Annotated in this window: 20 protein-coding genes; 12 read left to right on the forward strand and 8 right to left on the reverse strand. The window is 72.6% G+C overall.

All coding sequences use genetic code 11. The annotated features are described in order from the left end of the window. Positions 1-11: 11 nt before the first annotated feature. Both ACFVTR_RS01335 and ACFVTR_RS01340 read left to right on the forward strand, forming a co-directional pair. A complete protein-coding gene (locus ACFVTR_RS01335; protein ID WP_387034227.1) occupies positions 12-809 on the forward strand; it encodes an SDR family NAD(P)-dependent oxidoreductase in 798 nt (265 codons plus the stop codon). Positions 810-883: 74 nt separating this feature from the next. Beyond that, a complete protein-coding gene (locus tag ACFVTR_RS01340; protein WP_387034228.1) occupies positions 884-1,957 on the forward strand; it encodes a winged helix DNA-binding domain-containing protein in 1,074 nt (357 codons plus the stop codon). A 12-nt stretch (positions 1,958-1,969) separates the two neighbouring features. On the opposite strand, the gene ACFVTR_RS01345 is transcribed toward ACFVTR_RS01340, so the two are convergent. From ACFVTR_RS01345 to ACFVTR_RS01365, 5 genes are all read right to left on the reverse strand, one after another. Beyond that, positions 1,970-3,151: a low temperature requirement protein A gene (locus ACFVTR_RS01345; RefSeq protein ID WP_387034229.1), complete on the reverse strand. Its 1,182-nt coding sequence runs from the start codon at positions 3,149-3,151 to the stop codon at positions 1,970-1,972. Between the two features lie 109 nt (positions 3,152-3,260). Continuing rightward, positions 3,261-3,923, reverse strand: coding sequence for a CatA-like O-acetyltransferase (locus tag ACFVTR_RS01350; protein ID WP_387034230.1), 663 nt, complete (start codon positions 3,921-3,923; stop codon positions 3,261-3,263). 41 nt (positions 3,924-3,964) lie between these two features. Continuing rightward, positions 3,965-5,935, reverse strand: a complete 1,971-nt coding sequence (locus ACFVTR_RS01355; RefSeq protein ID WP_387034231.1) for an ABC1 kinase family protein — start codon at positions 5,933-5,935, stop codon at positions 3,965-3,967. Positions 5,936-6,024: 89 nt separating this feature from the next. Continuing rightward, positions 6,025-6,522, reverse strand: coding sequence for an RNA polymerase sigma factor (locus ACFVTR_RS01360; RefSeq protein ID WP_387034232.1), 498 nt, complete (start codon positions 6,520-6,522; stop codon positions 6,025-6,027). Beyond that, positions 6,519-7,232: a hypothetical protein gene (locus tag ACFVTR_RS01365; protein WP_387034233.1), complete on the reverse strand. Its 714-nt coding sequence runs from the start codon at positions 7,230-7,232 to the stop codon at positions 6,519-6,521. The genes ACFVTR_RS01360 and ACFVTR_RS01365 overlap by 4 nt, the downstream gene beginning before the upstream one ends. Positions 7,233-7,444: 212 nt before the next feature. Here ACFVTR_RS01365 and ACFVTR_RS01370 point away from each other — a divergent pair, with 212 nt between their 5' ends. Continuing rightward, complete coding sequence (locus tag ACFVTR_RS01370) at positions 7,445-9,037, forward strand: ABC-F family ATP-binding cassette domain-containing protein (RefSeq protein ID WP_387034234.1); 1,593 nt, start codon at positions 7,445-7,447, stop codon at positions 9,035-9,037. 61 nt (positions 9,038-9,098) lie between these two features. On the opposite strand, the gene ACFVTR_RS01375 is transcribed toward ACFVTR_RS01370, so the two are convergent. Next, positions 9,099-9,551 carry an Lrp/AsnC family transcriptional regulator gene (locus tag ACFVTR_RS01375; protein ID WP_376941447.1) on the reverse strand — a complete coding sequence of 151 codons (453 nt, stop codon included), beginning with the start codon at positions 9,549-9,551 and terminating at the stop codon, positions 9,099-9,101. 102 nt (positions 9,552-9,653) lie between these two features. Here ACFVTR_RS01375 and ACFVTR_RS01380 point away from each other — a divergent pair, with 102 nt between their 5' ends. Continuing rightward, complete coding sequence (locus tag ACFVTR_RS01380) at positions 9,654-10,325, forward strand: LysE family translocator (RefSeq protein WP_387034235.1); 672 nt, start codon at positions 9,654-9,656, stop codon at positions 10,323-10,325. A 21-nt stretch (positions 10,326-10,346) separates the two neighbouring features. Here the strand turns inward: ACFVTR_RS01380 and ACFVTR_RS01385 are convergent, their stop codons facing one another. Next, entirely contained in the window at positions 10,347-11,006 is a 660-nt protein-coding gene (locus tag ACFVTR_RS01385) for a BTAD domain-containing putative transcriptional regulator (protein ID WP_387034236.1), read from the reverse strand. 325 nt (positions 11,007-11,331) lie between these two features. Here ACFVTR_RS01385 and ACFVTR_RS01390 point away from each other — a divergent pair, with 325 nt between their 5' ends. The 7 genes from ACFVTR_RS01390 to ACFVTR_RS01420 all read left to right on the forward strand — a co-directional run bounded on the left by ACFVTR_RS01390 (position 11,332) and on the right by ACFVTR_RS01420 (position 22,292). Beyond that, positions 11,332-13,830 (forward strand): hypothetical protein, encoded by a 2,499-nt coding sequence (locus tag ACFVTR_RS01390; RefSeq protein ID WP_387034237.1) that lies wholly within the window; start codon positions 11,332-11,334, stop codon positions 13,828-13,830. Beyond that, the gene (locus ACFVTR_RS01395; RefSeq protein WP_387034238.1) at positions 13,827-15,101 is read left to right on the forward strand and encodes a hypothetical protein; all 1,275 of its coding nucleotides are present in this window, start codon (positions 13,827-13,829) and stop codon (positions 15,099-15,101) included. Before ACFVTR_RS01390 ends, ACFVTR_RS01395 begins: the two co-directional genes overlap by 4 nt. A 66-nt stretch (positions 15,102-15,167) precedes the next feature. Beyond that, positions 15,168-15,647 carry a hypothetical protein gene (locus ACFVTR_RS01400; protein WP_387034239.1) on the forward strand — a complete coding sequence of 160 codons (480 nt, stop codon included), beginning with the start codon at positions 15,168-15,170 and terminating at the stop codon, positions 15,645-15,647. Positions 15,648-15,650: 3 nt separating this feature from the next. After that, positions 15,651-16,790, forward strand: a complete 1,140-nt coding sequence (locus tag ACFVTR_RS01405) for a hypothetical protein (RefSeq protein WP_387034240.1) — start codon at positions 15,651-15,653, stop codon at positions 16,788-16,790. Positions 16,791-16,817: 27 nt separating this feature from the next. Further along, the gene (locus ACFVTR_RS01410) at positions 16,818-20,741 is read left to right on the forward strand and encodes a D-Ala-D-Ala carboxypeptidase family metallohydrolase (RefSeq protein ID WP_387034241.1); all 3,924 of its coding nucleotides are present in this window, start codon (positions 16,818-16,820) and stop codon (positions 20,739-20,741) included. Positions 20,742-20,833: 92 nt separating this feature from the next. Beyond that, the gene (locus ACFVTR_RS01415) at positions 20,834-21,370 is read left to right on the forward strand and encodes a dihydrofolate reductase family protein (protein ID WP_387034242.1); all 537 of its coding nucleotides are present in this window, start codon (positions 20,834-20,836) and stop codon (positions 21,368-21,370) included. A gap of 16 nt (positions 21,371-21,386) precedes the next feature. Further along, complete coding sequence (locus ACFVTR_RS01420) at positions 21,387-22,292, forward strand: aminoglycoside phosphotransferase family protein (RefSeq protein ID WP_387034243.1); 906 nt, start codon at positions 21,387-21,389, stop codon at positions 22,290-22,292. Between the two features lie 95 nt (positions 22,293-22,387). Here ACFVTR_RS01420 and ACFVTR_RS01425 read toward each other — a convergent pair whose 3' ends face one another. Further along, a complete protein-coding gene (locus ACFVTR_RS01425; protein ID WP_387034244.1) occupies positions 22,388-24,748 on the reverse strand; it encodes a beta-N-acetylglucosaminidase domain-containing protein in 2,361 nt (786 codons plus the stop codon). Positions 24,749-25,051: 303 nt separating this feature from the next. Between ACFVTR_RS01425 and ACFVTR_RS01430 the strand changes: the two genes are divergently transcribed. After that, the gene (locus tag ACFVTR_RS01430) at positions 25,052-26,278 is read left to right on the forward strand and encodes an ROK family transcriptional regulator (protein WP_387034245.1); all 1,227 of its coding nucleotides are present in this window, start codon (positions 25,052-25,054) and stop codon (positions 26,276-26,278) included. The last annotated feature ends 14 nt before the right edge of the window (positions 26,279-26,292 follow it).

A 26,292-nucleotide genomic window follows, 5' to 3' on the forward strand; every position in this document is an offset into this window, starting at 1 on the left:
CATTTGCGGGTATGACCACCGACTTCTCCGGAACCACCGCCCTCGTCACCGGCGCGAGCTCGGGGCTCGGCGCCGAGTTCGCGACCCAGCTCGCCCGCCGCGGCGCCGACGTCGTGCTCGTCGCCCGCCGCGAAGACCGGCTGCGCGAGCTCGCCGACCGCATCGAGCGCGAGCACGGCGTGCGGGCGACCACCATCGCGCTCGACCTCGCCCGCCCCGAGGCGGCGGCCGAGCTGCGGGCCGCGCTCGACGAGCGCGGCATCCGCGTGCAGACGCTCGTCAACAACGCCGGCTTCGGCATGCGGGGCCCGTTCGCCGAGGCCGATCCCGCGCGCATCGCCGAGCTCGTGCAGGTGAACGTCGCCGCGCTCGTGGCGCTCACCCGCGAGTTCCTGCCCGACCTCGTGCGCGCCGGGCGCGGGGCGCTCGTCAGCATCGCGAGCACCGGCGCCTACCAGCCGTGCCCCAACATGGCCGTCTACGGCGCGTCCAAGGCGTTCGTGCTGAGCTTCACCGAGGCGATCGCGTACGAGACGCGCGGCTCGGGGCTGCGCGTGCTCGCCCTCAGCCCCGGCGCCACCCGCACCGAGTTCTTCGACGTCGTCGGCACCGAGCGGGCGGCAGTCGGCCGCTTCCGCACGACCGAGCACGTCGTCTCGCTCGCGCTCGCGCGCATCGACCGGCGTCGTGCCCCGGCGAGCGTCGTCTCGGGGCGTGCCAACGCGATCACCAGCAAGCTCGTCGGGTTCATGCCGCGGCGCCTCGTGCTCACGATGAGCGGCCGCGTGCTCGCGGGGTCGGCACGATGAGCGTCGTCTACTGAGAACGCGCGAGCACCGCGCGCGACGGGCGTCGTGACGGGGGACGGCAATACGCTGCAGGGATGACCACCGATCGCGATATCGCCCGCTGGCGGCTGCGGTCGCAGTCGCTCACCGCCCCCGCCGCCGATGCCGAGGCGGTCGTCCGCTCGCTGCTCGCGGTGCAGGCCGAGAACCCGTCGCAGTCGGCGTGGGCGGTCGCGACCCGCACGGCGGCGCCCGACCGGGCCGACCTCGCCGCGGCGCTCGCGTCGGGGCGGGTCATCCGCACCCACGTGCTGCGGCCGACCTGGCACTACGTGCACGCCGACGACGTCCGTCGTCTGCTGGAGCTCACCGCGCCTCGCGTGTTCCCCGTCTTCGACCAGCAGTTGACGGCACTCGACGGCCGCATGTCCGCGATCACCGACGCGATCGAGCGGACTCTCAGTGAGGCATCCGACCGCACCCGTGCCGACCTCGCCGCCGCGCTCGCCGACCGCGGATTCGAACTGACCGGGCAGCAGCTCATGCTGGTCGTCGGGCGCCTCGAGATGACCGGCCTCGTCTGCAGCGGCGTGCCCCGCGACGGCGATCACACCTACGCGCTCATGGACGAGCGCGTGCCGGCCGGGCGCCCGTTCGACCGCGACGAGGCGCTCGCCGAGCTCGCGCTGCGGTACTGCATCGGGCACGGGCCGGCGACCGAGCGCGACCTCGCGTACTGGGCGACGCTCACCGTGACCGACGCCCGGCGCGGCATCGCGGCGGCCGCCGACCGGCTCGAGTCCTTCGAGCACGACGGGCGCACCTTCTGGCATGCGCCGGGCGGCCCGCCGGCCACGCCGGCCGAACCCGCGGGTCACCTGCTGCAGGTGCTCGACGAGATGTACCGCGGCTTCCAGGACTCCCGCTGGGTCATCGACTCCGAGGGCATCGTGCCGCGGGCGCGCGAGTCGGCGATCGGTATGGCGCTCGTCGACGGCCAGCTCGTCGCCGCGATGAAGCGCACCGTCACGGCGAAGGCGGTCGCGTTCGCGCTGCATCCCCATCGCACGCTCACGGCCGGCGAGCGACGGGCGGTCGAGCAGGCCGCCGAGCGCTATGCGCGGTACCTCGACCTCGAGCCGCGCGTCGAGTTCGACGCCGCGGGGTGAGCCGGCGCCCGCTCAGCCCGCCGGCTCGAGCGGGAGGTCGGGCACGGCCTGCCCCGCCCGCCTGCGCCGGTTCGTCGTCTCGGAGATCGTGACGATCACCGCGAGCACGACCACCGCGGCGGCGATCGCGAGCTGCGCCTCGAGCACGAGGCTCGCGAACGCGAGCACGACCGTCAGCACGAGCGCGGGCACGGCCCAGCCGAGCACCGCCCGCAGCGGGCGCCCGAAACGCAGCGAGATGATCGCGTTGGTCAGGTAGAAGACCGCGATGCCGCCGCAGAGGGCGATCACGGATGCCTCGGGCAGCGGCTCGTGCGGATGCGTGATCGCGCTGTCGATCGCCCCCGAGATCGCGGTCACGCCGACCACGATCAGGAACGGGAGGAAGCCGACGGTGTCGCGGATGGCGCGGTAGTCACCGGCCGCGCGGAGCTCCTCGAGCCCGGTGCGCATCGCGTCGGTGCCGTACATGAAGAACGACCAGGCGAGCAGCGAGATGACGCAGAGGCCGAGCAACCCGGCGATGCCCGATGCGGCGCTCCAGTGCTCGTCGAGCGCGGCGACGCCCGAGAGCACCGACTCGCCGAGCACGATCACGACGAGCAGGCCGAACCGTTCGGAGAGGTGCTCGGTGTTCATGTCCACGAGCACCCGGTCGGCCCAGCTGCGGCTGCTCGCGATGAGCAGCGTGACTTCGACGACGATCGAGGCGCCCCAGAGCGCGAACATCCACGGCATCGGCACCCAGATCGACACGAGCCAGAGCACGGCCGTCGCACCGTTGTAGGCGAGCACGCGCACCCGGGAGGCGGTGCCTCCGGCGCGCCAGGAGATCGTGATCCAGAGCCCGAGCAGCACGAACCGCAGCGCGGCGTTGCCCGCCGCGAACAGCCAGGCCCGGTCGCCCGTGGCCTCGGGCGCGGCGACGGCGATGGCGCCGACGGCGATCATCGCGGCGAGCATGACGAGCGCGAGCTGGCGCCGGGTGAGCCACGGCATCAGGTTGACGGTGAAGGTCAGATTGACCCACGACCACCAGACCGAGGCGAACAGGGCGGTGAACAGCAGCAGGGCGGCGACGGTCGGGTGCTCGTGCAGCCCGTGGGCGAGCTGCCCGACGAGCGCCACGAAGATGAGGTCGAAGAACAGTTCCATCCAGTGCGCGCGGGTTGGATCGCGGTCGGGAACCGTCACGGGCACCCCCCTCGTCCGGCGTGGCGTTGCTGCCGCACACGCTACGCGCGGCGTGCCGCGGTGTCACGCCCCGGTTCGCGGGGTCGGCCGGGTGGTTCGCGAGGGCGGGTCAGGCCGTGACCCACGCGGGGTCGGCGAAGAGCAGCTCGAGCTCGCCGACGAGGCGGGCGGTGTGGAACCCGTCGGCCGAGGCGTGGTGGATCTGCACGGCGAGCGGCAGCAGCGTGCGGCCGTCGCGCTCGAGGTAGCGGCCGAGCGTGAAGATCGGCGCGAAGTGGTTCGACCCGCCGTCGATCTGCAGCGTGAAGCCCGTGAAGCTCGCCCAGGGGAGGCTTGACACGTCGAAGCCGTTCGCCGGCAGCCCGCCCTGCGGGAACATCCCGGTCGCCGTCGACGCGGTCGCGAGCTCGGCGACGGCCGCCTCGTGGAAGCGGCCGAAGTCGGCGTCGTACGGCACCGACACGGCGGCGAAGGTCTCGCGCTCGGGGTTGAACACCGTGAACGCGGGATGCACGACCGGCCAGGTCGCCGGTGCGCCGTCGTCGGTGAGCGTCATGCGGAACTCGGGGTGCCGGTTCACGACGTTCGCGATCGCCCAGATCTGCGCGGGGTAGGTCTTGCGGGTCGAGGCGCGCAGCGCGGCGACGAACGCGGTCACGTCGATCTCGACCGTCATCGCGTAGGTGCAGGGCACGCGGTTGCGGTAGTGCTCGAAGGCCTCGCGGCGGGGCCAGCGGTCGAGGTCGATCGGGGTGGGCGCGGGAGTCGGCATGCCTTCGATCCTCGCATCGGTGCGACTCGCGACCGGGGCGATCAGGGCGAGCGCCGCCGGAAGACGTCGAACAGCACCTTGAGCGTCAGCAGCCCCGAGACGATCACGAGGAGGTAGCCGAAGAGCTGGTACAGGGAGAAGTCGGGCGCGACCTCGGGCCCGCCCTCGCTGATGAGCAGCATCGAGGCCATGATGCCGAACACCCCCGCGAGGAACGCGACCGCGACGAGGTTCACGAGGTCGCGCACGAGCGACCGGTCGCGACGGTCGGCGAACAGCCGCACGTTGAACGAGAGGCGCCCGTCCGCGAGCGCCGCGCTGATGCGGTCGGCGCGACGCGGCATCCGGCGCAGCATCGGGAGCAGGCTCCCGATCTCGTCGACGGCGGTCGAGAACAGCGCCGACGGGCGCGCGGCCTCGGCGACCCGGGTCTTGGCGAAGCCCTCCGCCTCCGTGAGGAGGTTGAACCGCGGGCTCATGAGCCGGAGCGTTCCCTCGAGGGTGCCGACGGCGCGGAAGGCCGCGGCGAGGTCTCCCGGCACCGCGATGCGGTTCTCGGCGAGGAGGCGCACCATCTCGGTCACGACGGTCGCGTCGACCGTGCCGCCCGGGCCGAGCCGGCGCGACATGAACGCCCCGACCTGCCGCCGCAGCGCGACCTCGTCGAGATCGTCGGGCAGCTCCACGAGCCCGAGCAGCGCGTCGCCGAAGCTGCGGGAGTCGCCACGGTAGAACGCGAGCAGCACCTCGCCGATCTGGCGGCGGAGTTCGGAGTCGAGACGTCCGATCGACCCGAAGTCGAGTAGCACGATCTCACCCGACTCGGCGACGACGATGTTTCCGGGGTGCAGGTCGGCGTGGAAGACGCCGTCGTCGATGATCTGCGTCATCGCCGAGGAGAAGAGGCGATCGGCCAGCTCGGCGCGTTCGTCGTCGGAGCGGCCCTGCAGCGTGCCAGGCTCGCTGAGCGTCCGACCCTCGACGAGGTCCATCACGAGCACGCGCTCACCGCTGAGCTCGGCATGGTGTCGGGGCACGGTGACGCGCTCGGGCGCCGGATGGGTGGACAGCGTCGCGCGCATCGCCGCCATGTTCGCCGCCTCGATGCGGTAGTCGAGCTCCTCGCGGAGGTTCGCGGCGAAGGCCTCGGCGAGGCCCCGCACGCCGAGCGACCGCCCCCACTCGGTCGACTTGTCGAGCTGGTCGGCCACCCGCAGGACGATGTCGAGGTCGCGATCGACGAGCGGCACGATGCCGGGCCGCTGCACCTTCACGGCGACCGGCTCGCCCGAGTCGAGCGTCGCGCGGTGCACCTGCCCGATGGATGCCGCGGCGAGCGGCGTCTCGTCGAAGTGGGCGAAGACCTCGCTGATCGGCCGGGCCAGCTCGGCCTCGAGCAGTGCGCGCACCTCGGCCCACTCGGCCGGCGGCACCCGCTGCTGCAGCCCGCTGAGCTCGGCGACGAACTCGGGCGGCAGCACGTCGCTGCGAGTCGAGAGCACCTGGCCCAGCTTCACGAACGCACCGCCGGCGTCTTCGAGCGCGGCCCGCAGGGCGACGGCCTGCCGGGTGCGCTCGGCCCGGCCGGCGACCGTCGGCTCGGAGTTCGGCCGGAAGGGCACGAGCCCGTGGCGCACGGCGATGCGCGAGATCTCGCTGTACCGGCGGGTGCGCGCGGCGCTGCGCCGCAGCGACGGCAACCACTGGTCGGGGCGCTGGATCGTGCCGGGCGGCACGATGATCTCGGCGAGCACGAGGAACGCGACCGACGCGAACATGACGATGCCGAGCTGGACCGGGAGGAGCGCGGGACTGTACTCCTGCTTGCCCCAGACGACCTGCGACTCGAACCCGACCTCGGCGGCGAGGCCGACGAAACCCGCGATCACGATGCGCACGATGCCGACGCGTACGCCGAGCACCCGCCTGACGAAGGCCGTGAGCACGGCCAGGAAGACCAGCGTGAGCGCGATCATGAGACCCACGTTGAGCAGCACGTCGCCGATGTCCATCCCGACCCCCATCCGCGACCCATCGATCGTCACCCCTCACGCTAGCCAACGCGGCAGCCCGGCGGCGAGCGCGCGGCCTCCGAGGGGGTCTACTCGACGGCTGAGAGTTGTACTCGTAGCGCGGCCTTCGCGCGTTGATAGCGCCCGCGAACGGTCGACGCGGGCACGTCGAGCACTTGCCCGATCTGAACGAGCGTGAGGCCCTCCCAGTGCGCGAGCGTGATCACCTCGGCGAGGTCTGGGTCAAGACGGTCGACGAGGTCGCGCATCGCGATCGCCTCGGCGTGGTCCTCGCGCCGTGCGGTCCCGATGACGACGTCGCGCAGGGCGTCGGCCACGCGATGCCGCCTGATCTCGCCGCGCGCGGCGTTGCGCAGCACGTTGCGGGCGACGCCGAACAGCCACATGCGGGCGGCTTCGGCATCGAGCGGCAGGTCGTTGTTGCGTCGCCACACGACCATCAGCGTGTCGGCGAGCAGGTCGGCCGCATCGGCGCCGACACGGCGTTCGAAGTAGGCGAGAAGATCGGGTGAGGCGTCCGCGACGACAGCGGTGAACCGGCGCTCGCTCGGGCTGCGCCGCGTCATCCGGCGACCCCCGTGCACTGCTCCTGGCTCTGCCACGAGAGTCCCGCGGAGGGGAGACCGAGCCCGTCAAGGCGCTTCGTCACCGCGACGTGCACCGCCTGCTTCACGGCATCGTTGAACTCGACATCCGCGTCGTATGCGTCGGTGCCGTATCCGAACGGTGTCAGCGAGCCGTCGGTGTTCTCGATGAAGTTCTCGTCGCTCGTTCGCGATTCGGCGATGATGGCGTCGAGGTCGATGCCCGCGAGCACGTCGCCCTCGCGGAAGAACGCTCGCGTCGCCTCGGCCGAGCGCTCGTCGACCGCGATCTCGGCCGGCCGGTTCGGGTCGGGACTGAACTCGACCTCGCCGAGTCGCAGTTCACACGAGCCGCCGCCCGGCAGGACGTAGGTCACGATCGCATCGGGCTGCTCGGCCCAGTCCGCCCATCGCGTGGTGTTGTGCCAGAAGGACGACCAGTCGATGTTCGCGGCGGCGAATGCGGCGCCTGCGCCGCCCAACACCAGCAACGGCGCGAGGAGGGATGCCACGAGGGGGACCCGTACTCGACGCACGGGCCGTTCGGCGTCGGCCGCCAACGCGGTGGTCATCGCGGCGAGCTCGCCGCGAAGCTCGGCGCTCACCGGGGTCACCGGTCGAGCGGCGCGCTCGAGCAGCGTGGCGAGCTCCGGATCGAGATCGCGCGGTTCGTCGTCGGTCGTCGTTCCCATGGCACTGCTCCCTCGTGTCAGTGTGGTGCCTTCATCAAGGACCTGTCCACGAGCGGGCAGAACGTCCGCCGCGCGCGCGAGATTCGCTGACGAGCTCTCTCCGGTCTTCTACGCAGGCCCCGTCGGTAGACTCGACGCCGGCTCGAGGCATCCGTCTCGCCGTCTCTCGCGCGCCGCGCGACACCGCACTCCACCCGAAACCGAGGACGCCCGTGAGCCTGATCCGCCTGAACGACGTGAGCATCGAGTTCGACGGGCGACCGGTGCTGAAAGAGGCGTTCCTGAAGCTCAAGCAGGGCGACCGCGTCGGCCTCATCGGCAAGAACGGCACGGGCAAGACGAGCCTGCTCGAAGTCGTGCTCGGCCGCCGCGAGCCCACGGGCGGCACGCGCGACGTCACGCTCGGCACGACGATCGGGTACTTCTCGCAGTTCTCCGAGCTCGACGGTGAGCAGAGCATCGAGCAGACGCTGAGCGCCCACTTCGCGCAGGTGCACGAGACGCAGGCGCGCCTCGACGAGATCGGCCTCGCGCTCGCCGAGCCGATGGCCGACGACGAGATGACGCGCCTCCTCACCGAGCAGGGCGAGCTGTTCGAGCGCATGGACCACATCGGCGGCTGGACCTACGAGACGACGATCGACACCGTGCTCACGCGGCTCGGCTTCGACGACGAGCGACGGAGCCTGCCCGTCGACCGCCTCTCGGGCGGATGGCGCAACCGGGCCGCGCTCGCGCAGATCCTCGTGCAGGCGCCCGACGTGCTGCTGCTCGACGAGCCCACGAACTTCCTCGACCTCGACGGCGTGAAGTGGATCGAGAACTGGCTGCAGGGCTTCGCGGGCGCCGTGCTCGTGGTCTCGCACGACCGCCAGTTCCTCGACGGCGTCGTCGACCGCATCATCGAGCTCGAGAACTACCGCCTCCAGGAGTACGAGGGCGACTACTCGGCCTACGTGCACGCGAAGCAGTCGCGGCTGAAGATGCTCGAGAAGCAGTTCGCCCACGAGGAGGAGCTGCTCGCCTACGAGCAGGCCGCGTCGACCGCCCGCCGCGAGGCGGCCCGCAACCCCTCGAACGCCGTCGCGCGCCGGCTCGCCGACATCAAGAAGCGCCAGGCCCCGCGCCCGATCGACCAGATCATCACCTCGATCTACGACGGGCTCAAGGTGTCGAACGACCTGCTCACGGTCACGGGGCTCACGAAGGGCTTCGGCGGCGCGCCGCTCTTCGAGGGCGTCGCGTTCGACCTGCAGCGCGGCGATCGCGTGGCCGTGATCGGCTCGAACGGCTCGGGCAAGTCGACGCTGCTCGACGTGCTCACCGAGGAGACGACGCCCGACGCGGGCAGCGTGCGCTGGGCGAAGGGCGCCCGATTCGTGTCGTACAACCGCGTGTACGCGGAGCTCGACCTCACCGACACCGTCGGGCACGCGGTGAACGCCTACCCCGACTCGCTCGCGTTCACGGCGACGAAGAAGAGCGTCGGCCGCTTCCTCGCGATGCTGCAGTTCTCGGAGGCCGACCTCAAGCAGAAGATCGGCACCCTCTCAGGCGGACAGCGGGCGCGCGTCGCGATCGCCCAGTGCCTGCTCTCGGGTGCGGCGGTCATCGTGCTCGACGAGCCCACGAACCACCTCGACATCACCTCGACGCAGGTGATGGAGCGGGCGCTCACGCACTTCCCGGGCGCGGTCGTCGTCGTCTCGCACGACCGCTTCTTCGTCGACAAGCTCGCCGACCGGCTGCTCGTCTTCGAGGGCGACGGGCGGGTCGTCGAGAAGCCGGCCACGGGCGCGCTCTGAGGCCGGGCGCGGCGGGCGCTCAGGCGTCGGTCGCGGCGGTCGGGCGCTCGCGCCGACCGCCTCAGATCGGCAGCGGACGGTCGTCGACGATGGTCTTCATGACGAGCGTCGACTCGACGCGTCGCACCCCGGGCAGCGCGGAGAGCTGCTCGTCCCACAGGCGCTGGTACGCCTGGAGGTCGCGGACGGCGACGCGCAGCAGGTAGTCGGGGTCGCCGAACAGGCGGAGCGCCTGGATCACCTCGGGGATCTCGGCGACGGCAGCATCGAACGCCGGCACGGTGGCGCGGTTCGCCTGCTCCATCGTGACGAACACGAGCGCGCCGAAGCCGAGGCCGACCTGCTCGGCGTCGATGTTCGCCCGGTAGCCGGTGATCGCGCCCGACTCCTCGAGGGCGCGCAGGCGCCGATGCGTCGGCGACATGCTGAGCTGCACGCGCTCGGCCAGCTCGGTGAGGCTCAGTCGGCCGTCGCGTTGGAGTTCGGCAAGAATTCTCCGATCTGTGGCATCCATCGAACAGATTATTCCACAACACCCTTTCGCCGGAGTGAAACTCGGCAGCGGCTGCCCTGACGAGGCGCGTAGCGTCGAGCTGTTCGATCGGAGGAGGGCGTCATGGACGTGCAACTGCTGCTCGCGTGCTCGGTCATGATGACGCTCATGGTCGTGCTGCCCGGGCCGGACTGGGCGTACCTCATCGCGGCCGGCACGAGCGGACGGAGCATCCTGCCCTCGCTCGGCGGGGTGCTGCTCGGCTACCTCGTGACCGTCGCGGCCGTCGCCGTCGGGGTCGGCGCCGCGGTCGCGGCGGTGCCGTGGGTGATCGTCGCGCTGACCTTCGCCGCGGCCGCCTACCTCGTCTACCTCGGCGTGCGGGTGCTGCGCGATCCGCCGGTCGTCGCGCAGGCGGACGCAGTCGTCGCGGGCGTCGCGCCCGGCGATGGCGCCCCGCCTGTGACCGGCGACCACCCCTGGCGCCGTCTCGCGCAGGGCGCGGGGGTCAGCGGCCTCAACCCGAAGGGCCTGCTCGTGCTCGTGGTGCTGCTGCCCCAGTTCACGGATGCCTCGGGGTCGTGGCCCATTCCGGTGCAGCTCGCCGTGCTCGGCCTCATCTTCGTGGCGTGCTGCGCCCTCGTCTACACGGTCGTCGGGCTCGGGGCGCGGGCGGTGCTGCGGCTCCGCCCCTCGGCGACGCGGATCGTGTCGCGGGTCTCGGGCGGCGCCATGATCGTGCTCGCCGTGGTGCTCGTGGCCGAGCAGGTGCCGCACCTGGCGGGCTGGGTCTGAGCCGGAGCCCGCACGCCGTCGTCACTCGGGCGGGATGCCGGATTCGGCGAGCCGCGAGCTCAGCTGCGCATCGGGTTCGACCTGGAGCTCCTCGCGCAGGACGATGCAGAACTCGTGGAAGCACCGGGCGGCCGCGTAGCGGTTGCCCTGGCTGAGGTAGGCGGAGATGAGCGCCTCCGCCGCCGACTCGCTGAGCGGCTCGCCCGCCAGCGCGGCCATGCCCGCCTGGGTCGCGAGCGCGTGGTCGCCGGACGCGGTCATCGAACGGCACGCCGCCTCGAGCGCCTGCACCCGGAGCATGCGGAAGGAATTCTGCGCCGGGATCACCCACTCCTCGTGCCACCCGGGCAGGAGATCCTCCGACAGGAGCTCGATCGCCCCGAGATCGAGCGGGGCCCCCTGCAGTGCCGCGGCGGCGATGCGCCGCGCATCGGGGTAGTCGACGACCGCGTCGAGCGAGAGCTCGTCGCCGACGCTGCGCACCCAGCTCTGCGGAACCTGCCAGAGGCTGCGGCGGAGGTTGCTCCGCGCCTGCGAGTCGACGATGTCGGGCCACAGGCGACCGGCGGCGGTCGGCCGGGAGACGGGCTCGTCGTGGAGCGCGAGGAAGGCCATGACCCGGCGCGCGGGCAGCGTCAAGCGCACCATCGGGTGCACGCCGAGCCGGCCCACGATGGCCACCCGTCTCCCCGAAGTCGGTGTCGTGCGATTCTCAGTGCCTGCGAACATGCGTCGTGATGCTCGTTGCTGTCGGGCCCCCTTCCTCATGGTGGAACTGCGGCGGGCCGCGGTCAAGGCCGAACGCCCTCGAATCGCCGAACGGCTGACGCCGGGCGACGCGTCCGCGACGCAGGACGGACGGACGGCCGACGCGTGTGCGACGCGCGCGACCACGTCCGCACCACGATCCGCGCACGACGGCCGGGACGGACGTGAGCGCCGCGACTGGTGGACTGCTCGCAGCGGCGTCGCGAACCGTCGCGGTCGCGCGATCCAGGAGGGCCTGATGAGTACCGACGTGGATGTCACCCTGGGGGAGAACCCGTTCGCGGAGGCGCTCGCGGAGGGGCCGCCGGCACCGATCGGACTGCTGCCGTGGACCGAGGGCCTGAGCCCGTTCGCCGAGGTGACGCTCACCGGCGAAGGCGTCGACGAGACCGCGTCGATGTTCGCGGAGGCGCTCGACGCGCTCGAGGTCGACGGCTTCGACGAAGCGGTCGCCGACCTCGTCGCCGAGACCTCCGGCGTCGTCGCCGACCGGTTCCAGGGCGAGACCGCCGGGTCGATCGGCGAACGCGAGCGCCTCGGCGACGCCCACCTCGCTCCGCTCCGGCTCGAGGCCGAGCGCTACGTCGACTCGCTGGCCGAGCAGCTCGCGGGGGTGGATGTGGCATCCCTGTCCGACGAGCAGTTCGACGCGATGCTCGACCGCCTCGACCCGGTCGCCGGCCCGCTCTCGCCTGCTTCCGAGCAGCTCTTCGGCAGCATCGTGAAGAAGGTGCGGAGCGCCGCGGACTTCGTGGTCAACGCGGCGAAGGGCGCCGCGAGCGCCGTCGGGAAGGTCGCCGGGGGCCTCCTGACCGCCGCCCTCGAGAAGCTGCGCGGGCTGATCCCGAAGCTCCTCCAACGCGTGCTGTCGATGGCGATCGGCCGCCTGCCCGCGCCGCTCCAGGCTCCCGCCCGGGCGCTCGCCGCACGGTTCCGGTTCGAGGGCGAAGACGAATCCGACGCCGAGACCGATGCGTTCGCGGCCGTCGACGAGTTCGACGAGGAGGGCATGCACGGGTTCTCGCCCGCCGTGGCGACCGACACGAACGAGCTCGCGGCCCAGTTCGACGAGGCCCTCGCCGACATCGTCGCGACGACACGGGAGGACGAGCAGCCGGAGGCGTTCGGCGGCGAGCCGGAGCGACTGGTCGAGAGCGCCGAGCTCGAGCAGCTCGCCGAGGCGCGCGATGCGCTCGTGTCGACCATCGCCGAGGCGCAGGACGGCGAGGACCTCGCCCCCGCCATCGAGAACTTCGTGCCGGCCCTGCTGCCGGCGCTCAAGGTCGGCATCAACCTCGCGGGGCGGCAGCGGGTCGTCGGGTTCCTCGCCAAGTACCTGGGCGGGCTCATCCGCGGCTACGTCGGGCCGAACCTCTCCCGCCCACTGGCCACCGCGATCGTCGACACCGGGCTCCGGCTCGTCTCGCTCGAGGCCGAGGCCGAGGCCGGGGGAGCCGGCGGCCGTGGCGAGTCGGAGGCCGAGACCGCCGCGACGGCGCTCGCCGCCACGGTCGAGGACGCCGTGCGCAAGCTCGCCGAGAACGAGGACTACGTCTTCGAGAACGACGAGCTGCTCCAACTGGCCGCCGCGGAGGCGTTCGAGCAGGCGGTCGCGACGAACTTCCCCGCCCGGCTCGTGAAGCCGCGACTCCAGCAGGCACCGAGCCTCGGCGGCTCGTTCGTGACCAGGCGCGTGCGGTCGCCGCATCCGTTCCGGCGCTACAGCCGCGTGCCCGAGGTCGAGGTGACCGAGCAGGTCGCGGATGCGCTGCGCACCTTCGGCGGCGCGACGCTCGGCGCCGAACTGCGGGCCGCCGGCGTCGCCTTCCCGGTGCGCGCGCGGCTGCACGTCTTCGAGGCCGTCGTCGGCACCACGGTGCCCGCGCTCGCCGCGGCCGACCGGCGGCTCGCCCGCCTCGGCCGGGGCCACGCGGCCTGGCGCAACCTGCACCCGCTCACGCCGAAGGCCGCCGGACTGCTGCTGCGCGAGCCGCGCCTCGGCGTGCCGGTGCCGCAGCGCTACCTCGCCCATCGCGCCAGGGTCGCCGTCGGCCAACGGCTGTACTGGCTCGAGCCGCTCGGCGCGGGCGCGGCGATGGGCGCGCCCGCGGGGGCTGCGGGGGCTGCGGGGGCGATGGCCTCGGCGACCACGTCGGTCACCGCGTCGCCGGCCCTCGCCGCACGGCCGGGCGGGCCTCGGGCGAGCCGGTCGCGCGCCACGATCGACCTCCGCGCGGGCACCGTGCGGATCGCCGTCTACCTCTCGGAGACGGAGTCGCAGGCCGTCGCCGCCGAGATACGCCAGGGGCGCGGCGTGCCGGCGCTCCTGCGCGCGATGTCTCAGGGCCTGCGACGGCTGCGGTTCCGTGCGGGCGACCGCTCGGTGGTGCTGCGCACCGCCGCACCGCAGCGCGAGGACCTCGCCGCCCGGCAGCTCGCCAGGATGACGCCCGACGTGCTCGCCGCACTGCGGCGGCGCCTGGGCGGGTGGTACCTGACGATGATCGCCCAGTGGGCGCGGACGCGCGCCGAGGAGTTCACGCGCGCCGCCGCGGATCCCGCCGACGGCACCACCGTCATCCTGAACCTCACCGCCGTGCCCGGCATCAGCCTCATCGGCGCCGCCGTCGGCGGCCGGCTCGGCCCCGCCGAGCTGCGCTCGCTCACCACCGGCACGGCGATGCGCGGCACCCCGTCGGGAACCGTGACCGTCGTCGCCGGCCGGAGGCTCCGATGACCGCGACGGTGAGCACGCTCGATCCGGCGGCGAAGGCCCGCCGGCTCGCCGCCGACGACCTGCAGCGCCAGTGCGCCCACTGGCAGGCGGCGGCGAGCGCGTTCCTCGACGCCGAGGAGTTCGCCCCCGCCTCCGCGTGGGCCGAGCTCGAGTCGCAGACGGGACTGCCGCTCAGGCAGCGGCTCGGCGCCGCCGTCGACGACCTCGTCGGGCTCGGCGGACGCACCCGCACCCTCGCGCAGGGCGCGGCGCGCAGCCCGACCGATCTCGTGCGCGCCAGTCGTGCCGTGCAGGTGCTGCGCCGTCGCTACACCCAGGTCGAGACGACGCTCGACTTCTTCGGCGACGCCGTCAGCTCGCGCACCTCGCCGGGCCTTCGCTCGACCATGCGCCTGCTCGACGGGCTCGCCGACGCGAGCATGCGGCCCGTGCTCGTCGCCGCGCGGCAGCCCGTTCCGCCCTCGCTCACATACGTGAAGCCCGGCATGGGCGCCTCGATCCTCAGGGCCGGTATCCGGCTCTGGTCGCCCGGCACGATCAATCCCGTCGCCGCGATCAAGATCGTGCGGCACAACCTCTACCGGCCGACCTCGCTCTTCCACGAGACGGGGCACCAGGTCGCCCACCTCACCGGGTGGACGCCGTCGGTGCGCACGGCGATGGCCGCCGCGCTCGCCGACGACCCGGCGCTCCAGCGGATGTGGTCGCCGTGGGCGTCGGAGATCGCCGCGGACGCGTATGCGTTCCTGCACACGGGCTTCGCCTCGGTCTCGGCGCTCTACGACGTGGTCGGCGACACCCGCACGGTGCTGCGCTGGCCGGTCGGCGACCCCCATCCCATCGGATGGCTGCGCACGCGCCTCGGCTGCGCGTTCTGCCGGGCGGCGTACGGCGCGGGGCCGTGGGACCGGCTCGAGGCGGCGATGCTCGCGGAGCATCCGATCGACCGCGCGGAACCCCAACTGCAGCCGTTGCTCGCGCGGTCGAGCGCGCGGATGCCCCAGCTCGCGCCGGCCATCCTCGCCGCCCACGTGCCGGGGCTCGGCGGCCGGGAGATGCGCACGGTGATCGACCCGCGGCGGGTGTCGCCGGCCGCGCTCGGCGAGTTCGAGCGCGCGGCCGGGAGCTCGGCCTGGACCTCGCCGCACTGGCGGCGCACGGAGGGCATCCGGCTGGTGGCGCTCGCGGGGCTCCGCGAGGCGGAACTGCCCGGCTCGGCACCCGAGTGGATCACCCGCGCCCGCAGGTGGATGACCGGCGCGGCGGCCTGAACGCTCGCCGCCGGACGACGAGAACGACGAGAACGACGAGAAGGAACGGAAGACCGGGAGGACACCATGGCAACCACACGCGGTTCACAGTCCGCCGCCGGTGGCTCGCGAAGCGGGTCCGGCAGCACGTCGAAGGCCGCTTCGAGCCGCAGCAGTGCGAGCGGCAGCGGCGGGGGCGGCGACGACGACCAGATCGCGGCCATGCGCGACCTCATCACGGTGCTCGCCGCGCAGAACGAGGTGCTGCAGGCGCGCGTCGAGTCGCTCGCCGAGTCGGTCAGCCTGTCGACGGGTCTCGACGCGATCGGCCAGGGCATGGTCGACATCATCGAGGAGCTCGCTCCGCTGCGGGAGCTCGTGCCTCCGCGCACGGCGGACCCGCTGCCCGACGAGGTCGCCGACGCCCTCGCGACCCTGCGGGAGGCGATGGCGGCTCCGAGCTGGGAGGGCGTCGAACGGCTCGCCCCGCCGCAGCTCGAATTCGGGTACATCGGTCAGGCCCGGCCCGCGCAGGTCGGCGTCGGCGCCGCAGCGAAGGGAGCGTAGCTCATGATCCAGCAACTCGTTCAGCGGCTCGTCGCCGCAGGGTTCTCGCAGCAGGACGCCGCACTCGCGGTGCTCGGCAGCGACCCGATGGACCTCGTGCTCCACATGGAGCAGGTCTGGGACCAGGCGAACATCTGGAACGAGCCGGCCGGCCCGGCCGGCCCTGCCCGTCGTGCCCTGTGGGCGAGCGGGGCGTTCAGCCCCGTTCCACCCACCGCCGGCCCCGCCTGGGACCACATCGGCTACTCCTACGTGCTCGAGAACACGCGGGCGGTCCAGATCCTCCGCAGGGTCGTCAAGGAGTTCCGCGGCGGCGAAGGGCTCGGCATCCCGCAGCGCGCCACCTCTCGATGGCTGGATGCCACGGAGGCGATGCTCTTCGGCGGCGCCAACCTGGTCTCGCCGTGGCTCTCGACGAGCAGCTTCCGACCCGACCCCGAGGGGGTGCGTCGCGGGATCTACTGGCGCGTGCTCGGCGTCGATCTCGCCTTCGGCACCGAGGCGAACGCGCCCGCCGTGTTCGACAAGGCGGCTGCCGCGAACACCGGGTTCGTGCCGCTCTTCGAAGAGCTGCTGTTCGAGCTCTGGCAGGCGATGTCGAACCTGCGGAACACCTCAGGGGTGAACCAGGCCGACGACGACCGGATCTTCCGGATCGCCGAGCAGCTCGGCTACCAGCTGCGGGTGCGCCGCCAGCAGGGCATGCTCGCCCGCGAGGAGCTGGCCGCGGCGACCGTGCTCGGCTGGGTGCACCTCACGCTGAGCACGAACACACCGGTCATCGTCGACCTGCGCGCCGAGGCCTCGAGCCCCGGCGAACGGCTGAAGCTCATCGGGGAGCGGGTCGGCCTCGCGCCGCACACGCGCTCGGGCAGCTTCCTCGCGATGGCGACCGAGCTCTCGCTGCTGCTGCGCACGCTCGAGGCGGGATACGTGTCGGGTCCGCAGTTCGCATGGCTGCTCTACGCCCAGGCGCAGCCCCCCGGCACCGGTCCAGCGCCGGCCGGGGCGCAGCCGCTCGGCGCCTTCAGCCGTCGCGTGATCACCGAGTGGTCGGCGGCGAGCGGGAAGGACCTCAAGAAGGCCGTGGTCCCGGCGCGCGTGAACGTGGTCGCCAAGCCGTCGGTCCCGGCATCGCGGTGACCCCGTCGTCGAGGTCAGGAGGCGATCATGAGTGCACCGCGATCCGCGCCCGCCGAGTTCGACCGGTGGGGGTTCGAGACGCCCTTCGCACGGCCCGACGGGGTCGCGGCCGGGTTCGAGGCGGAGGAGTTCGGGGAGCCCGAGGCCTTCGGTGAACCGGAGCGGTTCGCCGAGCCCGAGGAGTTCGGCGAGCTGGAGGAGTTCGAACCGGAGAGCTTCGCCGAGCCGGAGGCGTTCGCCGAGCCGGAGGAGTTCGGCGACCCGGAGTCGTTCGCCGACCCCGAGTCGTTCGCCGAGCCCGAGTGGTTCGGCGAGGACGAGGCCGCCGGCGCGGTGACCTTCGCGAACGGTGCGACGCTGCGCATCACGTCGGGAGCGACCGGCGAGGGGCAGGAGCACTGGGACCCGATCGGGCCCAGGCTTCCGCTGCTCGACACCGGCCCGGCCGTACAGGCGACGAAGCTCTCGAGGAGCTTCACCGTGAAGGAGCTCGTGACGAGCGGCGGCCGCGCCGCGCCCGTGGCCCGCATCTCGCCCGAGCTCGTCGTCGCGCTGCAGGCGCTGCGCGACCGCGCCGGCGTCGCCGTGCGCATCACCTCCGGCTATCGCTCGTGGGCGCGCAACCAGGCGGTCTACCGCGGCCGCGGCAAACGGCCGACGAAGAGCCGCCACTGCGCCGGCCAGGCGGCCGACGTGTCGATCGCGGGCATGTCGGGCACGCAGATCGCGAAGCTCGCGATCGACGCGATCGGTCCCGACATCGGGGTCGGTGTCGGCGTCGGCTTCGCGCACATCGACGTGCGCGGCACGTGGACGCTGTGGAACTACGGGGGAGTGAAGAACTGGTCGGCGGTCGCCGCTGAGCTCACCGCCTACCGTGCCTCCCGGCGCTCACGTCCGGCTCCGCGTCCCGCGCCCGTGCCCGCCCCGCGACCGGTCGCGCCGAGCACGCCGGGCACGACGAACGGCGGACGCGCGGAGGTGACGACCGTCGCGGCGCTCGCGGGCCACGGGGGCGCCGCGCCCGCGATGGTCATGCGCTGGAACGCGATGAGCTCGCCGTCGACGGTCGACGTCGTCGTGCACCTGCACGGCTACTCGGGGCCCGGCCGGCAGATGCGTCTGCCGAAGAGCGTCGAACCGATCAGCGGCCTCGACTTCGGCGACCCGGCGGGCCACGGCGGGGGCGGACGCAGTCGTCCCACGCTGCTCCTCCTTCCCCGCGGCAAGTCGGAGCCGAGCGCGAAGCGGTCGGACCGCTTCACCTTCCCCGCCCTCGTGAAGCCGGGCGCGCTCGACGCGCTCGTCGCCGAGGGGCTCGAGCGGTTCCGCGAGCAGACCGGCATCGCCGCCGCCCGCGGACGGCTCATCCTCACGGCGCACTCCGGCGGCGGCGACCCGCTGAACCGCATCCTCGGGCACGCCGACCCCGACGAGGTGTTCGCCTACGACGCGCTCTACGGCTCGGCGGCGAACCTCATCTCGTGGATGCGTCGCCGGGTCGCGCAGGCGGCGGGGCAGCCGGCGGCCACGGCGCCCGCCATGCGGGTCTTCTTCGGCGCCGGCACCGCTGCCCAGAGCGGCGTGGTCGCGACCGCGCTCTGCGCCGCACTGTCGCGGCCGGGCGCAGCCGCGCTCGCGCCGCGGTTCCGGGTCGAGCGAACCTCGGTCGGGCACAACGACATCCCGCGCCGGTTCGGCTGGCAGCTGCTTGCCGATGCGGCCGCGGAGGTGGGTGCGAAGCGCGTCGACTGCGGCGGCCGCGGGAGTGGGGAGCTCGAAGCGGAGGAGCTCGACGAGGCCGAGGCCTGGATGCCGCCGGCGACGGCGGAGACGGACGAGTGGGAGGCCGCGGGGTTCGCCGAAGAGGAGCTCGAGGTCATCAGCGAGTTCGATGCCGACGCCCGCGAGGCCGCCGAGGAGGGCGAGTGGCTCGAGGAGGAAGAGGCCGAGGACGAGGGATTCGATGCGGGGGAGTTCTCGGAGAGGTTCGAGCCCGAGGAGTTCGGGGACGCGGAGGACGAGGGGTTCGGCGCTGAGTCGTTCGAACCCGGGCAGGCCGCCGACGAGGGCTTCGAACCGGAGGAGTTCGAACCCGAGGAGTTCGCGTTCGAGCAGTTCGACCCCGAGGCCTTCGAACCCGAGGAGTTCGCGTTCGAGCAGTTCGACCTCGAGGCCGGGTACGAGTCCGCGCCCGGGGCATCCGGATTCGCCCTCGAGGACGAGGGCGGGCAGGCCGCGTTCGAGGACGCGGCACCCGAGTTCCTCGGCGAGGACTTCCCGAGCGGGGCGAAGCTGCAGGCGACGACCGGGGCGACGGCCAAGGGCCAGGAGCACTGGGATCCGCACGGCACCGGCCTGCCACTGCTGCAGACCGGCCCGGCCGTGCACGCGACCAAGCTGTCGAAGAACTTCACCGTGAAGGAGCTCGTGACGAGCGGCGGCCGCGCCGCGCCCGTCGCCCGCATCTCGCCCGCGCTCGTGCACCTGCTGCAGGCGATCCGCGACCGCGCGGGCAAGCCCGTGCGCATCGGATCGGGCTACCGCTCGTGGGCGCGCAACCAGGCGGTGTACGCCGCGCGCGGCAAGAAGGCGACCCTGAGCCGGCACTGCTCCGGCCAGGCGGCCGACATCTCGATCCGCGGGCTCACCGGCACGCAGATCGCGAAGCTCGCGATCGACGTGGGCGGACCCGACCTCGGCATCGGCGTCGCGGCGAGCTTCGCGCACGTCGACGTGCGAGGCACCTGGTCGATCTGGACCTACCTCTCGGGTGATGCCGCGGTGCGAGCCAAGCGCGAGGTCGAGGCCCACCGGCAGGCCCGGCGCACCCGCCCCGCGCCGACCCCGCTGCCGCTGCCGACGCCGCCGACGCCGGACGTTCCGCAGAAGCCCGCCCAGACGGCGACGCCCGATCGTGCCGCAGGCATCGTGCGGCAGACGAAGTTCGCGGGGTGCACCGGCAAGGCGCAGGCCGGGGCGACTGCGATGGCGGCGCAGTGGAAGCGGCTGACCGGGCGGAAGGCCGGCATCTACAACTGCCGTTCCGTGCGCGGCAGCACCGCGCCCTCCATCCACGGCGAGGGCCGTGCGATCGACCTCTACGCCGCGGCATCCGACCCGGTGCAGGCGAAACAGACGGCCGACTACATCGCCTGGCTGCAGCAGAACGCCGTCGAACTGCAGGTCGTCTACATCATCTGGAACCGGCAGCAGTGGAGCTGGCCGCGCCGCAGTGCGGGGTGGCGGCCCTACGGGGGAGTGAGCCCGCACACCGACCACGCGCACGTCGAGCTCTCGTGGGAGGGCGCGAGGAGCCCGAGCGTTCTGTTCGCGGGCGGCGTGCCCGGGTTCGGCGGCGGACAGCCTCCGCCGAAGCCGGCACCCGAACCGAAGCCGGCACCCGCACCGGCACCACCGGACCAGAGTCACACGAACGTGAAGTTGCCGCCCAAGCGGTTCGTCGAGGTCTACGGCCCGCACGCCCGGGCAAGCGAGGCGTCGAGCGGCGTGCCCGCGCTCGTCACGCTCGCGCAGGCCGCGCTCGAGTCGGGATGGGGTGCTCGCGCGGCGAGGTACAACTTCTTCGGCATCAAGGCCAGGGCGACCGACCCCGAGGCGACGCGCCAGCTGTGGCGGACCAGGGAGGTCCACTCGACGCCCGACGTGAAGTACCCCGAGGTGATCTCGGTCACCCCGCGGGCCGATGGCAAGTACGACTACGTCGTGAAGGCGTGGTTCCGCGCCTACCCCGACGCGGCGGCGGCCTTCCTCGCGCACGGGCGGGTGCTCCGGCACCAGCGCTACGCGAAGGCGTTCACGAAGCTGCCCGACGCGTACGCCTTCGCCGCCGAGGTCGCCCGCGCCGGCTACGCCACCGACACGGCCCGCTACGAGACCGAGCTGCAGGCGGTCATGCGCACGATCGAGCGCGCCGGCTGGAAGGGATGACCGCGGAGCGTCAGGATCGAAGCCCGGGCGAGGGTGTCGATGCGTCCCGCAAGGCATCGACACGGCGCCGAGGTCGGGGCATGCTGGGGCGCATGGGCAAGGTGACGATCTCCTTCGAAATGACGCTCGACGGGGCGTTCGACCAGATGGAGCACTGGTTCGACGAGAACGACCCGGGGCTGCAGCGAGCGAGCGATGAACTCGTGTTCGGGGCCGACGCGGTGCTGCTCGGCAGGCGCAGCTACGAGTTCTTCCGCGAGTACTGGCCGGCGCAGACCGACGAACGCGGCTTCGCCGCGCACTACAACGCGCTGCCGAAGTTCGTCGCCTCGACGACGCTGAGCGGCCCGCTCGACTGGAACTGCACCCTCATCGAGGGCGACCTGGCCGAGGCCGTGCGGGGACTCCGCGGCCGGTACGCCTCGATCGTCTCGCACGGGTACGGCGGGGTTGCTGCCGCGCTCGTGGACGCCGGGCTCGTCGACGAGGTGCATGTCGGCATCCACCCGTTCATCGTGGGCAACGCCGAGGACCGGCTGCGCTCGCCGCATCCGGTCGGGCTGCGGCTGCTCAGCACGGAGGTGTACGACTCGGGCATCATCGCCGCGAAGTACGCACCGCTCGACTGACCGGCAGAATGGGCGGATGCCCCTGCACGACGACGAGCTGACCATCGACGCCGGGCTCGTCGCCGCCCTGCTGCGCCGAGACCGCCCCGAGTGGGCCGAATGGCTCATCGTCGAGGCGGGCGCCGGCACCGACAACCGCATGTTCCGGCTGGGCGACGAACTGCTGGTGCGGATGCCTCGGACGAGCGACAAGGCCGCGTCGCTGCGCAAGGAGCGGGAGTGGGTGCCCCGGCTCGCCCCCCGGCTGACCCTGCGCGTGCCGACGACCGAGTTCGCGGGCGCGCCGAGCGCCGACTACCCGGCCGAATGGTCGGTCGTGCGGTGGATCGACGGAGCTGTGCCCGAGGCGCGCAACGTCGACGACTGGTCGGCGTTCGGTGCCGACCTCGCGGGTTTCGTGCGCGAGTTGCACTCGATCGAACTCATGGGTGCGAGCCGCGATGGCGAGCTCAGCTGGTACCGCGGTGGCAGCCTGCGCGATGCCGACCGCTGGATCGGCGGCTACTTCGACGGCTGCCGGCCGCTGGTCGGCCACGAGCTCGACCTCGACATCCTCGAGCGGTGGTGGCGTGAGGCAGTGGCGATGCCCGACTCGACGGCCGGCCCCGTCTGGCTGCACGGCGACCTGCGGCCGGGCAACCTGCTCGCGCGCGACGGCCGCCTCCACGCGGTGATCGACTTCGGTGCCCTCTCGGTCGGCGCGCCCGATGCCGAGCACGCGCCGGTGTGGGATCTGCCGCCCGCCGCTCGCGACGCGTACTTCGCCGCGGCGCAGCTCGACGAGGCGACCTGGCTGCGCGCCCGCGCGTGGGCGATCGGCGTCGCCGTCTCGGGCATCCCGTACTACTGGGAGACGTTCCCCGAGTTCGTGGCGGAGTGCCGGGCGCGGCTGGGTGCCGTGCTCGCCGACGGCGCCGATTGAGCGCGGATCGCACTGCCCACGCGGAGGTGCCCTCCCGCTCGTCGAGAGCGGGAGGGCACCGATCGGCTGATCGCCCGATCACCGGGCGACGAACCTCACTTCGCCGCGTAGATGCCGAGCTCCCAGATCGAGTAGCCCCACGTCGTCTTGCGGTCGATGCCCTGCATGCGCACGTACTGCACCGGGTCGGCCTCGTCGAAGGTGAAGATGTCGAGCCCGCAGGTCGAGTCGTCGACCGTGCGGATCGTCGTCCACGTCACCCCGTCCTTCGAGGTCTGCAGCTCGTACGCGTTCGCGCAGGCCGACTCCCAGTTGAGGGTGACGCCGCGAACGACGGTCGGCTCGGCGAGCTTCACCTGCACCCACGAGTCGTCGCTGTAGCCCGAGGCCCAGCGCGTCGTCGTCTTGTCGTCGTTGACGTTCGGCGCGCCGAACTGCGGCACCTCGACGCTCGACGCGGTCGCCGTGCCCTTCGGTGCGACGTTGACGACGTCGCCGGCCTCCCACATCGCGAGCGTGAACCCGACGCGGCCGTGGAACACGTCGAGCACGCCGTCGGCGATGCGCACCTTGGCCTTGCCCCACGCGTTGTCGACGGGGTCGACGACGACCGCGGCGGCCTCGGCGGCCGTCGCCTTCGCCGACGCCGCGAGCTCGGTCGAGGATGCCTCGTCGCCGTCGATCCTCGCCTGCACGGCATCGAGCAGCTCGACGGTCGCCGCGCCCCAGAGGGCCGTCGCGTCGAGCCACGGGCTCGAGTCGGCGACGAACGCCGCATCGGTCGGTCCGTTGCGGATCGCGTCGGGCGCGTCGGCGATGGCCTCCGCGTATTCGCGCAGCTCGGCGACCGCTCCGGCCTTGTCGCCGGCCTCCCAGCTCTCCCAGAACGCGGCGATCCGGGCGTTGAGCTCGGGCGACTGCGGCTGCCACGGCGCCCCGAAGCTCGGTGCGAGGTGGTTGAGGTCGGCGAAGACCCGCAGCGAAGCGGCCGTCGCGGCATCCCCGTTCGCGATGAATCGCAGTGCCTGCGACCAGTCGTGCGCGGCGTCGTACGCCTCGTCGTTCCAGGTGAAGTCGGCGACGCCGAAGATCGCGATCTTGCTCGCGGCGGCCTGGTTCATCGGGTTCGAGACGATGCCCGAGAGGTACTCGCCGAGGCCGGCCTCGCGCTTGTCGTACGGGGCGAGCAGCAGGCGGCCCGAGGTCTGGCCGTAGTCGTTCACGGGGTAGTTGTCCCAGAGGAAGGTCGGTCCGCCGAACACGGTGGCGGCCTTCTGCGCCTGTGCGACGGTGACCTCCTGCGGCACGACGCCCTCGCCGGTCCACATCACGACGACGTCCTCGTCCATGCCGCGCAGCGCGGTCTTGTAGCCCGAGTCGCTCGTGTTGTAGTACTCGGTCGGCACCATCTGCAGCGGCTGGACGCCCTCGTGCGTCTCGACGAACTCCTTCTGCACGCGGTCGAGGAACGAGGCCTGCGCGATGCCGGCGGTGCGCCCGCTCGGTGCGCCGAACGCGGTGCGGTCGCCGTCGCAGTGCCAGCGCCCGTAGTCGATGTCGTCGAGCGGGATGTTGAAGGCCCGCACCCCGAGGTCGTACATCTGCTGCAGCTTGCCCGTGAGCGCCTCGTAGTCGGCGTCGCTCGAGTAGCAGACGGTGTTGCCCGGCGAGAGCGCGAAGGTGAACCGCACGTGGTTGGCGGTCGCCGCCTGCACGAGCTCGCCCAGCTCGGCGAGCTTGTCTGCGGGGTACGGGTCCTTCCACTTGTCGCGGTGGTACGGGTCGTCCTTCGGCGCGTAGATGTAGGTGTTCGCCTTGACGTCGCCGTAGAACTCGAGCTGGTCGAGGCGCTCCTCGTGCGTCCACGGGTTGCCGTAGAAGCCCTCGATCGTGCCGCGCAGCGGCATCGAGGGGAAGTCGCTGACCGAGGCGCCGGCGATGCGGTACCCGCCGTCGTCCTTCGGCACGAAGAGCTGCTCGAGGGTCTTGACGGCGTAGTACTGGCCGGCGGCGTCGACGCCGCCGAGCGCGACGGTGCCGAGCGGGCCAGTCGACGCGTCGGCGCGGATCGCGTAGCCCTCGGCGTGCGACGGGACCTCGGTCTCGCCGAGCACCGAACGGATGTCGCTGCGCGAGGCCGCACCCAGCTCGATCGTGAGCGGGGCACGGCCCGATCGGGTGGCGCGTTCGTCGATGCGGTCGACGCCGTGCGCGGTCAGGGTCTCGCGGAGCGCCGCCAGCGCGGCGGCGTCGGTGCCGACGTCGACGACGACCTCGACGCGCCCGGGTACGTTGAGGTCGGAGCCGGCGCGGTCGATCGACTGCGGGGTCGGGCTCACGGCCGGCAGCGGCCCGGCCGGTGGGGCCGCGGCGGCCGGGAGCGGCACGAGCACCCCGGCCAGGGCGACGGCGCAGACTCCGGCCGTGGCCAACGTCTTGCGAATTGATTGCATCATTGCCTCCAGCTTCTCGACGATCGTGTGTGTCGCCCGAGTCACGGAGTCGTCGCCGCGCCGACGGCGCGCAGCACCGCGGATCGGCGGTAGGGCGCGCTGACGGAGCGGGGAGTCCCGCGGCCAATCCCCGACCGCGGAACCCGTGCGACGGAGGAAATCCGTGCATCCGGCCCACTTTGTTGACTTAGTAAACTAAGTTGGGTCGAACCTAGGCGATCGCTGTGGACGCGTCAAGGGGCAAGATGTTCTCGTGCCCGGCAGCGCGGCCGGCGACCGTTTCGCCCGACCGAGGAGACGATGACCGTGAGCACCGCCAGCCCGCAGCGCCGATCCGCACTCCTGCGCCGATTCGCGAGCAGCGGGCTGCCCGACGCGCAGACGGTGATCCGCCGCGACAACCTGCTGCGTGCGCTCGGCCTCATCGCGCGCGAACCCGCGCCGGTCACCCGCGCCGTGATCGCCCGCCGCACGGGCCTCACCTCGGCGACGGCGTCGTCGCTCGTCGCCGAGCTCATCGAGGTCGGCCTCGTCACCGAGACCGGCCCCGCCGAGAGCACCGGCGGCAAGCGCGCGACCCGACTCGAGATCGACGGCGACACCCACCTGATCGTCGTCGCGGTGGTGCGCACACGCGCCGTCGACACCGCGCTCGTCGACCTCGCCGGCCGCACCGTCGCGAGCCGCAGGGTCGATCATGCCGATGGGGTGGAGGTCTCGGCGGTCGTCGACGCGGTGCGCGAGATCACGAAGGGCGTCGAGTCGCGCGTGCTCGCCGCCTGCGTGCAGGTGCCCGGGGTCACGGCCGACGGCGTCGTCGTCGACAGCGTGCAGCTCGGCTGGTTCGGCGTGCCGCTCGCGAGCCTGCTGGAGGAGGCGATCGACGCCCCGACCTCGGTCGTCAACGACGTCGACGCCGAGGCCCTCACCGAGGCCGCCGACGCCGGCGAGGGCGTGATCCGGCTCGTGGTGCACCTCGGCGAGGGCGTCGGTGCCGCCGTCACCAACGGCGGCACGCTCCTGTCGGGCGCCACCGGTCGGGCCGGCGAGATCGGCCACGTCCGGGTCGTGTTCGAGGGCGCGCGGTCGACCTGCCGCTGCGGGCTGTCGGGATGCCTCGAATCGGCCGCCTCGATGAGCGCGATGCTCGGCGACGCCTACACCGACGAGCTCGACGGCCACGACACGAGCCTGCTCGCCTCGACCGCCGACTCGCGGGAGCGGATGGCGTTCGGCGCACGAGCGCTGTCCCGCGCATTGCGGATCATGGCGGCACTCCTCGACCCGCAGGAGGTCGTCATCGCGGGTGCCGCCCCGGCGCTCGGTCCGCACTTCCTCGGCACCCTGCGCGACGAGTTCGAGATGTACCCGGCGAAGGGCACGGCGCCGGTGCCGATCCGCTACGGGCGAGCCGAGCTCGGGCGCTACCTCGGCCCGGCGCGATCGGCGCTCGCGCCGATCCTCGGCGACGCGCTGCCGCTGACGGAGCCGCCGCCCGCAGCCCTCGCCCCGGTGGTCGACGAGGTGAGATGACGGGGACGGCGACC

Origin of the sequence: Agromyces sp. NPDC058126 (assembly GCF_042884595.1) — a bacterium.
In the GTDB taxonomy this organism is placed as follows: Bacteria; Actinomycetota; Actinomycetes; order Actinomycetales; family Microbacteriaceae; genus Agromyces.

What these genes read in the sequence shown, in the direction of transcription:
- ACFVTR_RS01335 (WP_387034227.1), top strand. Translation starts at nt 12, where the DNA reads ATGACCACCGACTTCTCCGGAACCACCGCCCTCGTCACCGGCGCGAGC.
- ACFVTR_RS01340 (WP_387034228.1), top strand. Translation starts at nt 884, where the DNA reads ATGACCACCGATCGCGATATCGCCCGCTGGCGGCTGCGGTCGCAGTCG.
- ACFVTR_RS01350 (WP_387034230.1), bottom strand. Translation starts at nt 3,923, where the DNA reads ATGCCGACTCCCGCGCCCACCCCGATCGACCTCGACCGCTGGCCCCGC.
- ACFVTR_RS01355 (WP_387034231.1), bottom strand. Translation starts at nt 5,935, where the DNA reads ATGGACATCGGCGACGTGCTGCTCAACGTGGGTCTCATGATCGCGCTC.
- ACFVTR_RS01360 (WP_387034232.1), bottom strand. Translation starts at nt 6,522, where the DNA reads ATGACGCGGCGCAGCCCGAGCGAGCGCCGGTTCACCGCTGTCGTCGCG.
- ACFVTR_RS01365 (WP_387034233.1), bottom strand. Translation starts at nt 7,232, where the DNA reads ATGGGAACGACGACCGACGACGAACCGCGCGATCTCGATCCGGAGCTC.
- ACFVTR_RS01375 (WP_376941447.1), bottom strand. Translation starts at nt 9,551, where the DNA reads ATGGATGCCACAGATCGGAGAATTCTTGCCGAACTCCAACGCGACGGC.
- ACFVTR_RS01380 (WP_387034235.1), top strand. Translation starts at nt 9,654, where the DNA reads ATGGACGTGCAACTGCTGCTCGCGTGCTCGGTCATGATGACGCTCATG.
- ACFVTR_RS01390 (WP_387034237.1), top strand. Translation starts at nt 11,332, where the DNA reads ATGAGTACCGACGTGGATGTCACCCTGGGGGAGAACCCGTTCGCGGAG.
- ACFVTR_RS01395 (WP_387034238.1), top strand. Translation starts at nt 13,827, where the DNA reads ATGACCGCGACGGTGAGCACGCTCGATCCGGCGGCGAAGGCCCGCCGG.
- ACFVTR_RS01400 (WP_387034239.1), top strand. Translation starts at nt 15,168, where the DNA reads ATGGCAACCACACGCGGTTCACAGTCCGCCGCCGGTGGCTCGCGAAGC.
- ACFVTR_RS01405 (WP_387034240.1), top strand. Translation starts at nt 15,651, where the DNA reads ATGATCCAGCAACTCGTTCAGCGGCTCGTCGCCGCAGGGTTCTCGCAG.
- ACFVTR_RS01410 (WP_387034241.1), top strand. Translation starts at nt 16,818, where the DNA reads ATGAGTGCACCGCGATCCGCGCCCGCCGAGTTCGACCGGTGGGGGTTC.
- ACFVTR_RS01415 (WP_387034242.1), top strand. Translation starts at nt 20,834, where the DNA reads ATGGGCAAGGTGACGATCTCCTTCGAAATGACGCTCGACGGGGCGTTC.
- ACFVTR_RS01420 (WP_387034243.1), top strand. Translation starts at nt 21,387, where the DNA reads ATGCCCCTGCACGACGACGAGCTGACCATCGACGCCGGGCTCGTCGCC.
- ACFVTR_RS01425 (WP_387034244.1), bottom strand. Translation starts at nt 24,748, where the DNA reads ATGATGCAATCAATTCGCAAGACGTTGGCCACGGCCGGAGTCTGCGCC.